At 43.2% G+C, this 15,320-nt stretch carries 9 protein-coding genes; all 9 read right to left on the bottom strand.

The window, feature by feature from the left end; all coding sequences use genetic code 11:
• Positions 1–38: 38 nt before the first annotated feature.
• The 9 genes from P2G54_RS04695 to P2G54_RS04655 all read right to left on the bottom strand — a co-directional run bounded on the left by P2G54_RS04695 (position 39) and on the right by P2G54_RS04655 (position 15,210).
• On the bottom strand, positions 39–407 hold the full coding sequence (locus tag P2G54_RS04695) for a VanZ family protein (RefSeq protein WP_275868736.1): 369 nt from the start codon (positions 405–407) through the stop codon (positions 39–41).
• Positions 408–417: 10 nt separating this feature from the next.
• Positions 418–798 (bottom strand): glycine cleavage system protein GcvH, encoded by a 381-nt coding sequence (gene gcvH, locus P2G54_RS04690; RefSeq protein WP_275868733.1) that lies wholly within the window; start codon positions 796–798, stop codon positions 418–420.
• A 56-nt stretch (positions 799–854) separates the two neighbouring features.
• Complete coding sequence (sprA, locus tag P2G54_RS04685; protein ID WP_275868731.1) at positions 855–7,790, bottom strand: cell surface protein SprA; 6,936 nt, start codon at positions 7,788–7,790, stop codon at positions 855–857.
• 207 nt (positions 7,791–7,997) lie between these two features.
• Positions 7,998–8,594, bottom strand: a complete 597-nt coding sequence (gene ruvA, locus P2G54_RS04680) for a Holliday junction branch migration protein RuvA (RefSeq protein ID WP_275868729.1) — start codon at positions 8,592–8,594, stop codon at positions 7,998–8,000.
• Positions 8,591–10,861, bottom strand: coding sequence for an NADP-dependent malic enzyme (locus P2G54_RS04675; RefSeq protein ID WP_275868727.1), 2,271 nt, complete (start codon positions 10,859–10,861; stop codon positions 8,591–8,593). Before P2G54_RS04675 ends, ruvA begins: the two co-directional genes overlap by 4 nt.
• A gap of 19 nt (positions 10,862–10,880) precedes the next feature.
• The gene (locus P2G54_RS04670; protein WP_275868725.1) at positions 10,881–11,978 is read right to left on the bottom strand and encodes a DUF4837 family protein; all 1,098 of its coding nucleotides are present in this window, start codon (positions 11,976–11,978) and stop codon (positions 10,881–10,883) included.
• 179 nt (positions 11,979–12,157) lie between these two features.
• On the bottom strand, positions 12,158–13,552 hold the full coding sequence (locus P2G54_RS04665) for a LysM peptidoglycan-binding domain-containing protein (protein ID WP_275868723.1): 1,395 nt from the start codon (positions 13,550–13,552) through the stop codon (positions 12,158–12,160).
• Between the two features lie 14 nt (positions 13,553–13,566).
• Positions 13,567–14,994 (bottom strand): Asp-tRNA(Asn)/Glu-tRNA(Gln) amidotransferase subunit GatA, encoded by a 1,428-nt coding sequence (gatA, locus tag P2G54_RS04660; protein WP_275868721.1) that lies wholly within the window; start codon positions 14,992–14,994, stop codon positions 13,567–13,569.
• Positions 14,995–15,012: 18 nt separating this feature from the next.
• Positions 15,013–15,210, bottom strand: coding sequence for a twin-arginine translocase TatA/TatE family subunit (locus tag P2G54_RS04655; RefSeq protein WP_275868719.1), 198 nt, complete (start codon positions 15,208–15,210; stop codon positions 15,013–15,015).
• Between the last annotated feature and the right edge of the window lie 110 nt (positions 15,211–15,320).

Raw genomic sequence — 15,320 nt, 5'->3', positions numbered from 1 at the left:
TTCTATTTCAGATTAACAATTCTAAGGATTCTAATGCATTAATCCAAGCGTGAAGATGTGAGTGGAATCTTAAAATATGCAAACAATCCAGCAAAACATCCTAGTATATTGACTATCAGGTCGAAGTAATCGAAAGTCCGGTTGGGAATATAAAGTTGCCCATACTCAAAAAGGATGCACGGTAAAAAACCGAAGATCAAAAACTGCTTCCAATTGGATGGAAGCCAATTCTTGAATTTTGAGTGTACACCGATTCCAGCCCAAAGAAAGCTGAGTAAGCCAAAGCTAACAAAGTGGATCAGTTTGTCTTGAAAATCGAACACATCCACTTCAGGAAACTTGTCACCTGGGGTAAGCATGGCAAAGGCCAAAATCACCAACCAGATTATACTCAGGCTCAGTCGCAATATTCTTGGATTAATCTTTCCCTACTAGTTCAGCATATTCCTCTGCTGAAAGAAGGTCTGAAGGAAGGTCTCCGCTGATTTTCACCTTGACCATCCAGCCTGATTCATATGGAGATTCATTGACCAATTCAGGAGAACCTTCCAGCTCTTCGTTGAATTCCATAATCTCACCTGAGATAGGCATAAATAGGTCAGAAACAGTTTTAACAGCTTCCACGGTACCAAAAACCTCACCCGCATCAATGGTTTCGCCTACGGTTTCAACTTCAACATAGACGATGTCACCAAGTTCGGATTGAGCAAACTCAGTAATTCCGATAGTAGCGACGTCACCATCGATTTTTACCCATTCATGGTCTTTGGTGTACTTTAATTCTTGAGGGAAATTCATAGTTGATGATTTTAAAATAGGACCCAAAAATAAGACGATTCGGACATGAATAAAATCTATTGTGATAAATTAAATCTCAGTTGTCCACCAAAGGCAGTAGAAGCTCGTTTATAGGCTGTGGTTACCCTTGGATCGTTAATGGTTCTGTCAAAGTAAAGAGTCAGATTTAGGTTTTGGTTGATGACATAACTGATGGTCGGTCTGACCTGAATATTCAGATTTCCATTGGTCACAGTACTTCCCTCTTCGATTTTTCGCTGTACCTGTCTGGTATCAACCACTTTCATGTCCATTCTGAGTTGAAGGTCGTTTTTCAATACCGTTTCCCTTCCCTGTATTTTGAATGGTACCTTCATACCGGCTTTCGTATAGCCAATATTTACCCCAAAGTCATTACTTCTTTGTTCTGTTATTTGGGAATTGGAAAAATTCAATCCCAAGTTTCTTTCCTTATTATAAAGCACGGCGATGTTCAAGCGGTCTTTAGTCAGCAAGTCCACTCCGATCAATGGAGAGAACCGTTCGGTCAATACCACTTGGTTGAGTACATAAATCGGAATAAACTGCCCCTGTTCATTGGTAAGGCTAGGTCTGGCAATTTCCTGCAACGTATTGTAGAGCTCAAGTCCCTGCTGGTATTGGAGGGAATTGGAGAAATTGCTCACATCGTAAGTGGAGGTGTAAGCATGCGTTATGTTTATGCTACTGAATACATCACTTAAGCCTTTCAATCTTGAAAGTCCTCTATAATCAAGTCTCCAGTTGGGAAGTGGGGTTTTAGGGAAAGGGTTCAAAGTGGCAGTTTCGGGGTCTTTACCTCTATACGCCGCCAAAAACGCTGGGATCAATACATCCTGTCCGTTTATCCCGTATTCCCCTCCGGCGCTTTCTGCATCCAGTCTGCTTTTGATGATGGATCGGTAGGACTCAAACTGATTAAACAGCGGAGAGTTGTTTTCAAAATCATCTGTTTTGAATGAGGTTCCTAACATGATTGTGGTGATACTATAGCCTCCGATTCGGTTTGGACTGATAGAAACAAATTCCCCGGGGTTGTCTGTAGAGTTCCTGAATATTTCCCTGAATTCGCCGGTTTCCCGTTTTTCAGCATTTAGGGTGATTCTAAAATCCTGGAATGGCTCAACCAAACCGCCCAAACGAAGATTCATTGCTCGGTTTTGCCGGAATGGCTGGGTCAGTTCGGCACTTGGTGCCATTACTCCCCGAAGTGCCAATTCATTTCTGATTTGTGGATTTTGACTGCCAAATAGGAAAGAGAGGCCAGGGTTTGTGAATGCACGGTCCATTCCCAATAATCCTGTATTGGGTAAATATCCCGGAAGGAAGGTACCTTCCACCAACCCATAATTGAAGGTGATTTCTTTCACCATCATCATGAATTTGAGGATTTTGTTTGAGAAAGGGGTTCCGATTGTGTCTTCTGCATTGACACTTTGTCTACCCGGGATGGATGGACGCTTGGGTGCATTTAATGCCTCCAGTTTTTTGTTTTTATTATAGAGTCTGATCAAATCCAATTTACCGGTGAGGGATTGGTCTCTGGTATTTTGGATAATATTACCCAAGGTGTCTCTTTGGCCAATAGCTCCAGTCTGCCAGGTATAGGTCGCCCCATATTTGTAATCTGCTCTGATCCAATCCAGAGTCGGGATTTTTTCAAATGGAATTTTGTAATTGACTGTAGCGGTATGATTGTAATTGGTCCTTCTTCCAAACCTCCAGAAATTGGTTCTTACGGAGTCAATTTTCTGTTCTGTATCCAGATCACCCTGAGGTTCATCCACTACGGCCATTACCGATCCGGTATAATCCGCCCGCAGGTTTTTGGTCAAATCCCAATTAAGGGTGTAAAAGCGGTTTACAAAGAAGCTTTTTTGGAAAAGTGGATCCACTCCTGAAGTACTCAATTGATCGTTTCGGTATTGGGATCTGAGGAATCGTCGATCTACATCCAATCTTGCCAACATGAGGGTAGGAGACAGGTTCAGGTTGAAGTCTTTGATCAACTTCAGATGTTTTGAACTCAGCCATCCTGAGTTTTTGAATGGTTCGAGTGTCCATGGTTTGGGTTGGAAACTATAAGTGATGTTTCCTTTGTAGGTTTCAAAATTGTAATTCTGGATCTGAGCGTTGGTTTGCTTTACATTTCCATAGGCATAGGAAACCGAGAAATTACTCAAGTCATACAGTCTGCTTGGAGCGTCCGGGTTGGATTTCATTTTCCGGACATTGTTGAAGCTGATATTTTTTCGTTCCAATTGATCCAAAGCTATTTCCCGATAGGCATCCCGGCCAGCATTGGTTTCAAATTTCCTCAAAGCCAGTTCAAAAGGAACATCAGGATTGAGTGGATCATATTCAGGTTTCGTAGTTGAATTTTCAATACTGAAATACATAGGGATACTCACTCCCAATTGGGCAGGAAGGAGCTTATGAACATCCACATTGGTGGAAATGTCGTATTGGGTGGTAGCCTGTCTTGCTCTTTGAGAAAGTCTGGTTTCCAATCCACCGAAGCCAATTGAGTTATGTCTGATAGAGGCAGAAACCACTGCGACATCTGCAATTTTTGCATTCATGAAGGCATTTGCGGCCCATCCATTGGATTTGGTAAATCCGGTTACCCGAAGTTCGTTGGCCCATAGACAAATACTTTTGCTTGCCCCGGTTCCTGTTCCAGGGTTTCGAACCCCGATCATACTTCCTTGGGTTTGGCTGAGTTCAGGCCTACCTACTACCGTAACTTTGTACTGTCTGATCTGCTTGGAGTAGGGGAGATTGAGCGGAACACGTTCATTATCCCTGTCGATTTTCACGCCTACAATTTCCTGGATCGCAATGTCGATCTCATTTTCCAAAGGCCATATTTGACGAGGGTCCCTGGTTCCTTTAGGGGTAATGATCAGAGGAACTTCGATTTCGTAATAATTGTCTGTGTAATCTGTGCCCAATCTCAAAAATGCAGTTACTTCCCCGTCCAGTGCATCCTCACTATCCGCATGGAAAAACATCTTGATCCGCTCAAACTGTACCAAATCCAAGGTAACGTTTTTAAATACCGCGCGGGCATCTCTTGGAGCCAAATCCTCCACACAGATTCTCAAGGACTGTTCATTCAGTCTTCTCTCCACAGTTGAGGTATTGTCTCTGTCACGATTGATACCTGGAGGGAGGACATAAGGACTTTGTGTAGCGCTTCCTTGGGAATTTTCCTCAATTCCTACTACATCCACAGTCACATTGGAATTATCTGGTTCTGGAATTTCAAAGAAGCCCCGCTCAAAGAGTGACTCTTGGAAAACACGCCACTGACTACCGATCATGCGGAAATTGGCCATTCTTAATACCACTGGCTGCTCAAAGTCCGTCAGATAGGTTCTCATCCAGCGAATGGATTTATAACCTGTGATGTCCCCCTGAACCCGGTCTGGTTGTCTAACTGGAATTCTGAATAAATACCAGTTTACATTCTCCCCTCCTTCGTTGTGAGTTACTTTGTCAACAATATAATTTTCACCTACGATCAAGTTCCCTGGACGAAGATCAATTTCGTACTCGTAGTAGTTTTCGAGTTCGTTGATGGTGTTATCCGTATTCAAGTCCTCATTGTCAGGTGTGTTCGATCCCGATGGGGTATAGGGTAGGTTTTGATTTGCGGTTACAGGCGTATTTCCTTCAAGACCGTTGAATTTTTTATATCTCTCGAGGATTTTCACATCCTGTTGGTCAAATCTTTCATCCAGATAATACTGAAATAAATCCCCTGACACATCCTCTAAAATTTGATTTCGGGCTTGCTGGGTCACACTGAGTCTATCTAGGAATCGTGATTTGAAAAATGCTGCCTCGTCTTCGTTTTTAAGTCCATCCAAACCTACGTCCTGATTTTCTCTGGAGGACTCAGAGTTGTCAAAGGCCGGCAAAAGGAATTGTTCCCTAGTGATTCTTCCCCATTCATTTTGGCCGGTTTCGGCTGGATCACCATCTGCCGGAAGGCCATTTTCAAAGGCATGTCTACCGTCTTTTTGGACATCTTCCGAAATATCCCCGAGGTTGATATATAGTTTTCCACCGGTGGTATTGTTCTGGTTGAAGATTCCATCCAAGACCCTGCCATTTTCTCCCTGGATAAAGGGATCTAGCATCCAGAATTCAATGTACTCGATATTTGTCCGGTCAAAATCAACCTCGGTCGTAATGGCTCTTGTAACCCCTCCGTAGTTCTGCTTGGGGTTGGGAAGAAGGCCATTTGATGTCAAATTCGGGTTGTAATTATACATCCCTCTTTCGCTCGGGAAATAGGCCATTTCAAAAAGCGGCTCAGGTGTGATGATTACATCCCGGTCCTGTTGTGGGAAAATCTCCTGAGGCACCACTCTTCTTACATAGTGGTTTCTACGGTCTTCTCTGGTGATATTGGATGGTACTCCCAGCCCGTTTTCTCTGTAAAAAATATTGTCAATGTTGTACCAGGCCAATCTCGCTCTTCGGTATGTAGCTCCCAGATTGTCCTCCGTTTGCATACTCAAATCAAAGCGATTGTCTGGTGTCTGTGGAGTGGATGAAAGCTTCCAGTTTTGATTCGCAGCTCCTCCGAGGTTAAAGGGAGTAATGGCCGCCTCAAAATCATCAATATAGGAAGCTTGGTCCCCATTTACACGATTGGACGTGCCCGGCAGCAACTGTGCAAACTCTCCACTTACTTGAATCAGGGAAGTTTCCTTGGTATCAGTAAAAGGCAGCGCATCGGCAAGTTTGGTCAACCATCGGGATTCATCACTAAAATTGGCATCTAGGCCCCAAAGGCTATTTCTCAATGTTTCGTTTCCGGTAGCAATCCTGGTTACGTTCGGCCTTTCATTTAGGTAGAGGAATGTACCACCCAGATTGAATTTATCGCTAAAGAGATAGTCTAATCGTGTACCTAATAAGCTTCTGGTTTGGAAAGAAACCAGATCGGCTTTTTCAAAACTGACATTGATTTGCTTCCCGGATTGAAGTATGGCATTATTGATAATTACCAATCTTCCGACGTTGTAATCGATGGTGTAATCGACCCCTTCTGTCAAGGGAATATTTCCTGCCTGCACAATTACTGAGCCCGGGGAAATATTCAGACCCGGTAGCTGTATTTCGCTGGCAGATCCCGCGGTAAGCCGTCCTTTGATAAAATATTTGTTGAGCCTGGTGACCAGTTCAGCATCTGCCTGAGTCGTCCTGTAAAGTGTGTCGTACACGTATTTTTCTTTGAGGACGATTTCACCGGGGAGGAATTTCTCATCCAAATTCGAACCAAAAGGTTCCAAAACAGGGAAAATCAATAAACCCCTGTTTGAAATCATGGTCAATCCTTCAACAAAGTCAAAATTCCCGTCAGGAGCAGGGTCATTTTGTGGGTTGAGATTGTCCAATCCAGTCAAACGGATCAAAGGAATGTTTTTCACATTTTCCCCTTCAAGTAAGGAAGGGTTGTCCAGTCCGGTTCGGTCATCTCTATAAATCACCTGAAGCTGGAAACCATCCCGGAGGATTTGGCTCGCATTCAGGCTGTAGACGTTTTTCATCATCAAATCCCAAGTAGGAACCCGTGGGTTGATCCTTGCGGGACGTAGGAGTTTTAGAAATATGAGTTCATCTTCCTGACGGTTCTGGTAGTCTTCGGTAAGTTCACCTACTTTATACACCTGCCCGTTATAGGTGTATTCAAAAGAAACTGCCAATACCTCATCATTCTGTAACCTTCTGAAAAGAGAAAGGTAGCCCAGTTGGGGATTGAAAAAGAACTCGGTCGGATCCAGTTTTCTGGCTCCATTGATCTGTTCAAAATCCACTCCTTTTCTTAAACCCAGACTGCTTTCCAAGGTTCTGGATCCGGTATCGAAGGGTCTGAAGCTTGGGTTGCTTGAAATATTGCTGAAAAGGTTGTTCGAACTGTTGCTGGCAGGAGCACCGGGTGTCCCCGTACCAATGTTTGGGTTGTTGGGATTGAGCAGTACCTGTCCTTCACCCAAGTCCATAAATGCCGCAAAATTTCTGAGGGTCTCCGTGTTTGCTGCACGGTTCATTATATAGACTTCAATCCTTGTCACATTGACTCCAGAAAGTACTTGGGGCAAGCCTCTCAGCCATCTCTCGTAATTATCACGGAAGAAATGAGCCAGGAAAAAGTGTCTGTTTTCATCGTACTTGGACGCTTGGATGTCAAAACTTCTTCCTTGTCCATTGGCATCTATGACTAAGTTGTCCCTGCGACCTCTTTGGGTGGATGCAACGGCAGTGACATTTAGTTTGCCAAACTGCATTTGGGTCTTGACTCCAAAAAGATTCTGAGCACCTTGGATCAGTCTGTTTTGAACAGGCATGCTCACATTTCCAATTTCTATGGATTGAAAAATATCCTCCTCGAAACCGTCGTATTCCAGTTTCAATTGATTTTGGAAGTCAAAGGAATTGTTGGAGTCAAAATTGGCTCCAATCTTCATTTTTTCACCCAAAGAGCCATTTACAGCCATTTGGATTTGTTGGTCAAAATTGAAGCCTCCATTTCTCTGCTGACGAATGGGAAGTGTAGGATTGTCAATTCTTCTAAAAATTGCCCCAAAATCCAGGTTGACATATCCTGTAGGCTGGATGTTGATGTCGCTTCCTCCAAATATCCGGTCAAAGTTTGGGCTGACGGTCAGTGGAGGAATCATACCTCTTCCTTCTACCGCACTTTCCCCGTCGCCTCCTCTGGCCCTGCTCCTCCAATAATCCTGTCTGACTTTGTATTCTTGAATTTTGGAGAATTCTTCGAAATCATATTCCTGTTCATTCCCCAATCGGGTACTGTCAATTTCATCCACAATATTGTACCGAAGGGTGGAGTCAATTTTTACCTCAACTTGCTGGTTAAATAAAGGGGATGGAAGAAATGGTGAGGAAGGTTGTAAGAAGGGGTTTCTATAAGGAAATAGAGGCCTGGTCCTCATATTTTGCCAAAGCAAAAACGAGGGGGATATTCTTCGCCTGTTCAGGGAGTCCAAACGGGATTGGGTACTATCGGTTTGGGTTTGTTGAGCCTGTATTGGCGAAAAACTCAGGAGCAAGCCAAAAAGTAGGAAGCATGCTATATAGCTGCTCCGAAACTTTCCTCTGCAAAAAATCAGTATCGTCCGAAAGTTCAATCCAAATGCAAATTATGATGTCTTTAAAGATGCTTTAATTAAATCTTCTAAGGAAATTTCTCCATTGGTTTTTTTCAGCACTTGAGCGATATTCTTTTCCGCGGCTGCTTTTGGGAAACCCAACGTTATCAAAGCTTGTAACGCTTCTTCACGGATTTTATTGCTGGATTTAAGGAAACCCAATTGGGAGGATGTACTATCCGTGCCGCCTTTTGCGATTTTATCTTTTAATTCCAAAATAATCCTTTGTGCCGTCTTTGCACCAATTCCTTTCACGTGCTGAATGGTGCCTACATCTCCTGATAATATGGCATGTTCTATTTCTTCCGTACTGAGGGAAGATAGGATCATTAAGCCCGTATTTGGCCCAACCCCATTGATTGAAATGAGTTGAAGAAAAAGTCTCTTCTCATTCTCTTCTCTGAAGCCATATAAGGTATGGGCATCTTCCTTAATATGTAAAAAGGTGAGGAGCCTGATTTGCTCCTCATCTTTTATTTTACTGTAAGTCTGAAGGGAAATTTTAACCTGATAACCGATTCCTCCTACGTCTATAATGACATAGGTAGGATCTTTGAATACCAGTCTCCCCTGTAGATAGGCGATCATGACTGATCTGCGGATTGAGCATCTACCACAGCAATGGCCACCATATTGACAATTTCACGGATCGAGCTACCCAATTGAAGGATATGAACAGGTTTGTTCATGCCCAGCAAAATTGGTCCTATGGCTTCAGCATTTCCAAGTTCGGCAAGCAGTTTATATGCAATGTTGCCAGAGCTAAGGTCTGGGAAGATCAGGGTATTTGCCTTCTTATTGGTGAGTTTGGAGAATGGATACATTTCTCGCTGGATTTCATCATTGATGGCAACATTGGCCTGCATTTCCCCTTCGATAATCAGATCTGGGAATTTTTGCTTTGCCAATGCAGTGGCTTTCGCGGTTTTTTCAGGGATTTCTCCTTGAGCGGATCCAAAGTTGGAATAGGAGAGGACTGCTACTCTTGGTTCAATATTGAAGAATTTCACCGCATCTGCTGTCAAACCTATGATTTCCACCATTTCTTCAGCGGTAGGATTCAGATTGACTGTAGCATCGGCAAAGAAATAAGGTCCCTTATCCGTATTCATAATGTACATCCCGGCCACTCGGTTGACCCCTGGCTTAACACCAATGGAATGCAAAGATGGTAGGATGGTTTTTGGATAGTCTCGAGTAAGTCCTGAAATAAAAGCGTCTGCCAGACCTGTTTCCACCATCATAGCTCCGAAATAGTTTCTTTGGGTCACTTTTCTGGTAGCGTCGGCAAATGTCATCCCTTTTCTCTGTCTTTTCTTATAGAGAATTTCCGCAAACTGATTGAGCTTTTCGCTTTCCTCAAGCGGGTCAATAATGGTGACGTTTTGAAGATCCAGGGAGTTTTCTTCGATCAGAGAAAGGATTTTTTCCTTGTTTCCCAATAGAATAGGATGCGCGATTTTCTCATCCCGGATAATTTGGGCTGCTTTGAGGATTTTTCTGTTGTCCGCTTCAGCAAATACAACTCGTTTAGGGTCTTTTTTCGCACGGGCAATCACCACGGACATCAGTCGTTGGTCTATACCGATTCTCTCTTGGAGTTCCAGTTCATAAGCTTCCCAGTCTTTGATAGGGTTTTTGGCAACTCCGGAATCCATAGCAGCCTTGGCAACTGCCGGGGCAATAGTGGTGATCAGTCTTGGGTCCAGCGGTTTTGGGATCAAATAGAGTCTTCCAAAACCCAGCTTGCTTTCTCCATAGGCTTTATTCACAATATCAGGAACTGGCTCTTTCGCCAATTTGGCAATGGCTTGGGCTGCCGCAAGCTTCATTTCTTCATTGATTGCGGTGGCTCTTACGTCCAATGCTCCTCGGAAAATATATGGGAAGCCCAACACATTATTGACTTGGTTAGGATGGTCAGAGCGACCTGTGGCCATAATCAAATCTTCACGAGCTTCAATAGCCAATTGGTAAGGAATTTCAGGATCAGGATTGGCTAGGGCAAAGACAATTGGGTCGGCAGCCATCAATTTGATCTGATCCTGGGAAACTACATTTCCTGCAGACAAGCCCAAAAACACATCCGCTCCTTGCAATGCTTCAGTAAGGGTGTGAATATCACGATCAGTTGCGAATTCCTTCTTGATTTCATCCAAGTGGTCCCGGTCTGTTCGGATCACCCCTTCTTTATCACACATGACCAGGTTTTCTTTTTTGACACCCAAGGACATGTAAAAACGTGTACAGGATACAGCAGATGCTCCGGCACCATTTACTACCAATTTGATTTGGGAAATATCCTTTCCTACGATTTCCAAAGCATTCATCAAAGCCGCCCCAGAAATAATTGCTGTCCCATGCTGGTCGTCATGCATGACAGGGATATTCATTTCCTTTTTGAGGGTCTGTTCAATTTCAAAGCATTCTGGCGCCTTGATGTCTTCAAGGTTGACTCCTCCAAAGGTTGGCTCTAAGGAACGGATTATTTCGATCAGCTTTTTGGGATCTTTTTCATTGATTTCTATGTCAAAGACATCAATTCCCGCAAATTTCTTGAATAATACACCTTTGCCTTCCATCACTGGCTTGGAAGCTTCAGGACCAATGTCCCCAAGTCCCAATACAGCCGTGCCGTTGGAAATTACAGCAACAAGGTTCCCCTTTGCAGTGTATTTGTAGACATTTTCAACATCAGACTCAATCTCCTTACATGGTTCAGCTACCCCCGGAGAATAAGCCAAGGCCAAGTCCATTTGACTTGACAAGGGTTTGGAAGGAATAACCTCAATTTTGCCGGGAGAGCCCTGTGTATGATAATTCAGTGCGTCTTCCTTACGAATTTTGATTGCCATAAAAGCTGTAATTTGGGTTTTAGGCCCCTTGTTCTGGTGTCCAGCTTACATCTGTATTGAGCAAAATGGTTTCTATTTCTCGTAAGGCATCCCGATGAATTTCATTCGGGTAATATACGAACCCTTCGATATAATAGAGTTTTCCTTTTTTCTCATCTACCATGAGATAGCCCAGATATGAGCCGCCCATGCTGACGTTGTTGGTTTTCCAGGAAGCCCTTATTTCTCGGGTAAAATTATCATTTATTACCATGTTTCGGAAAGCAGGTACAATTTGTTTTTCGGTAACTACGAAAGAGTTTGGATCCTCAGGGTCCCCAAAAATATGATGTCGGGTCACAGAGTCTCTGATAGCCAGTATGTTCTCTGGAAAAGTTTGGGATTCTGACACATAATCTTCTACATGGAAAAACAAACTGATATCCGCTCGATTTGCATTGGGGGTTGGCTGTCTAACCCACAAAAATCCAGGTTGGGATTTAGCAACCTGATAGGAAGCAGGGACATTGATTTCAATGCCCAGGTTTTTTTTGGCTTCTACATTCGCTGCCGCATTTTTTCTGGCCAGAAGCGCTTTTTCCAACCTTCTTCTTTCCCTTACTTCAAATAGGTTCTGTAGTCGACCTTTGTTGTCTTGTAGGTTTTTGATCAACTGTTCTTCATTGTTTCCAAATAGATACAAGACCTCTTGCCCTGAAGCAAATTCATCTTCAACCCGCAAGGAATACAGGCTAGGATCATTGAGGGCCTTTTCCTTGGATTCTTTGGAAAATTGGGCATTGATCACCTGACTGGCAGAGCCTTTGTCATCAAATGTGGTCACATAGATGAGATTTGTAGACATTTTAAGCATGCGTGTCATGGCTCGGGGATCCACTGTATTGATTTTGAATAGGGATTCAGAACGGATCATGCCAGGTAAGTCAGCTTCAAAAATACTCCTGAGCTCATCTCCAAGAGGGCCGGCATATTTTACTGAATCAATGACCATGATAATTTCTCCGATTGAACCTCGGGCTTTGGGCTTGGTACTGTCTGATCCATTTTGTCCTGATTCACAGGAAAATAGAATGATGCTGAGTAAAAGAGCTGCGAAAATCGTTGAAAAGGCTTTCATCGTAATTTGGTTTGATACTTGGGTGATGTCAAATTAAATAGATTAAGACTCTTAACCTTGCTTTGTTTTTGTCTTTTGGGCTTTGTTAAAAAAAATTAACAGAATAGATGCTAAACTCACCATTGAAGTTTGAAACCAGAAATAAAAAGCTTGTAAAAATCCTTTTTGAAGGCAAGTGATCAACCTATGATCAGTTTCTGACCTGGCTTGATATTGTTGCTGTTCAGATTATTTAGCCTTTTGATCTGCTCTACAGTCAGACCGGCGTGTTTTTTAGAAATAATCCAAAGCGAATCCCCCGGTCTTACGGTGTATGTTAACTGTCCATTGGAGTTGGTCTCAACCTGTGCAATACTTTCAGAGGATGAAGAGTAGATTTTCAGGTTTTGTCCCACTCGGATCAGGTTGGATGATAGACCATTCCAAGCTTTGATTTGGGATACAGTTACCCCGTGTCTTTGGGCAATTGACCCAAGAACATCCCCGGATCTTACCCGGTAGGTTAGTGCATTTCTTTGGATTTTCTCAGCCAATGTTTCCACTGGCTGAATATTTACTTTTTCACTGGTCAATAAAGTCAAAGGAGCATTTCCCAAAGAGTCACTGAGCCAGGCTATGTTTTCCTTGATAAAAGCTGTTTTTCCTTTGGGAATGCGCAAGGCCATGTTTCGGTTGGTCTCGGGAATTCTTCTTGATTTGACAGAGGGGTTGAGTTTTTCTAAATCTGCTACACAAAGATTGGTGAGCTCTGCCAACTTGTCCAGACTCATGGCTCTTTCAAAACTGATTTTTTCATATGCTAGGGCATAAGTAGGGTCTTCCGGATGGAAATTGTGCTCCTCCAAATGGTTGAGTACATAAAGCATGGCCTGAAATTGTGGTACGTAGCCTCTGGTTTCTCTGGGAAGGTAATTGTAAATTCCCCAGAAGGTCTTTTTTCCTCCAGATCTCCGGATTGCTTTTCGCACATTTCCAGGTCCACAGTTGTAAGCAGCCATGGCAACTTCCCAATCCCCAAACATTCGGTAAAGTGACTTGAGGTATTTGGCAGCGGCTTCTGTGGATTGCTCAGGATCCATTCGGTCATCTATGTCGGGATTGACATACATACCGTACATACGGCCTGTTGCCGGCATAAATTGCCAAAGCCCCATCGCACCCACCCTAGAACGGATCTGTGGGTCAAGCCCGGATTCAATGATCGAGAGGTATTTGATTTCTTCCGGCATTTCATGCTTGCGCATGGTTTCGTCAAAAAGTGGGAAAAAGAGGTCTTTTCTAGCCAGGACCATTTTGGTATAATCCCTGTTGCGGACTGTGAAATATTGAATGAATGAAAAAATTCTGTCATTCAATTCAAATGGCATTTCGGTGTCCATTGCCTTGATTCGCCGTTCCACTTCTTCATAGGTGAAATCCGGGATATACTCGTAATGGTAATTAGGAATTACCTCATTTTCATCAATAGAAACAGCAGCAACCAATTCGCCTTCTTCCTGTGAATAGGCCTTGGACAGAGGTATCATACAGGCCAGTAGGATCAGTGTGATAAAACCGTTCAAAGTCTTTTTCATCAGTGGGTTTGGGTTTATGAGGTTAGTTGCGTCAGATAGTTGCTGAAGGCATATAATTCTGCCTCCTTAAATGAGTTTGCGATCACTTGGAGTCCTATTGGCATTCCTTGAGCATCCTGGCCATTTGGAATTGAAATAGCCGGAACACCCGATACCGAAGCCTGTACGGTATACAAATCTTCCAGGTACATGGCTACCGGATCTTCCCTGTGTTCACCGAATTTAAACGCCGTTGAAGGCGTTGTTGGCATAATAATATAATCAAAATCATTTAAAAGATTTTCAGTGAAATCTTTTATTAACCTTCTGACCTTTTGAGCTTTAGTGAAATATGCGTCATAATAACTGGCGCTGAGAACAAATGTCCCCAACATAATTCGCCGTTTTACTTCCTCTCCAAAGCCCTCTGTTCGGGTCATTTTATACATGCTTTCCAGGTTGTGGGCATTGGGGCTTCTGTACCCATATTTTACCCCGTCAAATCGGGAAAGATTGGAACTTGCCTCGGCTGTGGTGAGGATGTAGTAAGTGGGTAGGATGTAATCCAATAAAGGGAAACTAACCTCCTTCACTTCGTGACCTTCCTCTTTAAGCCGTTCCAACATGGAAAGGGTGTGCTCTTTTATCTCCGGCTGAAGTGCATGAGATTCTATGGTTTCCTTGAGGTATGCCACTTTTGCTTTTTTATCAAAGTGCAAAAGCTGACTGTAGGGAAGAACTGGTTTACGGGAAGAGGTGCTATCAAATTCGTCATGTCCAGCCATGATCTCCATGATTAAGGCATTGTCCTTAACGGTTTGGGAGAAAACCCCTATGGTGTCAAATGAAGAAGCATAAGCAATCAGTCCCCATCTTGAAACTCTGGAGTAGGTTGGTTTCATACCTATCACTCCTGTGAAGGCCGCAGGCTGTCTCACTGAACCTCCGGTATCTGTTCCCAATGAGGCAGTACATAGGTTGGCTTGAACTGCAACAGCAGATCCACCTGAGGAACCTCCGGGGACTCTGTTTTCATCAGCAGCATTGAGGACTTTTCCGTGAACGGAATTTTCATTGGAGCTACCCATGCCAAATTCATCACAGTTTAATCTTCCTATGATGATGGCATCCTCATCGAGGAGTCTTTGGATGGCAGTTGTGGTAAATTGAGCTTGGTACCCCTGAAGAATTTTGGAGGAGGCATTTGATTCATGTCCGGTATAGCACAAGACATCCTTGATACCGATGACCATACCTGCCAGCTTTCCTGCTTTACCGGAGGCAATTTTCTGATCAATTCGCTCTGCATCTTCCAATGCGGATTGCTCATAAACTTCAACGAAGGCGTTGAGATGCGCCTTCGTTTGAATGTTTTGGAGATAATAGTTGACGACTGATTTGCAATCAGTCTCTTTCTTTTCGAGCGATTTTTTGATTTCGTCGAATGAACTAAATTTTCCCAAGGGTATTGGTTTAAGAATTTACTTCTTTTTGTCTTTCAACCCTTCTTCAAGGTCATTTTGGATATCTTTGGTTGCGTCTTTGAATTCTCTGATTCCACGACCTAGTCCACGAGCTAGTTCAGGAATTCTTTTAGCTCCAAATAACAAGAGGATGACCAAAATGATCAAAATGATCGAGCCACCGCCCATGTTTTGAATAAAACCCAATGTGTTCATAATTACTTTTGTTTTAGGGTAAACGAGGTTGCAAAGATAAGATTGTCATTCGCTTAGACAAAGCTAGCTGGGACAGCTCTCCATCTTTTTTTTAAAGATACTAATTTTTA

Source organism: Algoriphagus sp. CAU 1675 (assembly GCF_029222925.1).
In the GTDB taxonomy this organism is placed as follows: Bacteria; Bacteroidota; Bacteroidia; order Cytophagales; family Cyclobacteriaceae; genus Algoriphagus.
Note: the sequence above shows the minus strand (reverse complement) of the source record. Positions and strands in the feature narration are given on the sequence as shown.

Bases quoted from the DNA above. Each gene is read 5' to 3' on its own strand.
- gcvH (WP_275868733.1), bottom strand. From the start codon at position 798: ATGAATTTCCCTCAAGAATTAAAGTACACCAAAGACCATGAATGGGTA.
- sprA (WP_275868731.1), bottom strand. From the start codon at position 7,790: ATGAGGACCAGGCCTCTATTTCCTTATAGAAACCCCTTCTTACAACCT.
- ruvA (WP_275868729.1), bottom strand. From the start codon at position 8,594: ATGATCGCCTATCTACAGGGGAGACTGGTATTCAAAGATCCTACCTAT.
- P2G54_RS04675 (WP_275868727.1), bottom strand. From the start codon at position 10,861: ATGGCAATCAAAATTCGTAAGGAAGACGCACTGAATTATCATACACAG.
- P2G54_RS04670 (WP_275868725.1), bottom strand. From the start codon at position 11,978: ATGAAAGCCTTTTCAACGATTTTCGCAGCTCTTTTACTCAGCATCATT.
- P2G54_RS04665 (WP_275868723.1), bottom strand. From the start codon at position 13,552: ATGAAAAAGACTTTGAACGGTTTTATCACACTGATCCTACTGGCCTGT.
- P2G54_RS04655 (WP_275868719.1), bottom strand. From the start codon at position 15,210: ATGAACACATTGGGTTTTATTCAAAACATGGGCGGTGGCTCGATCATT.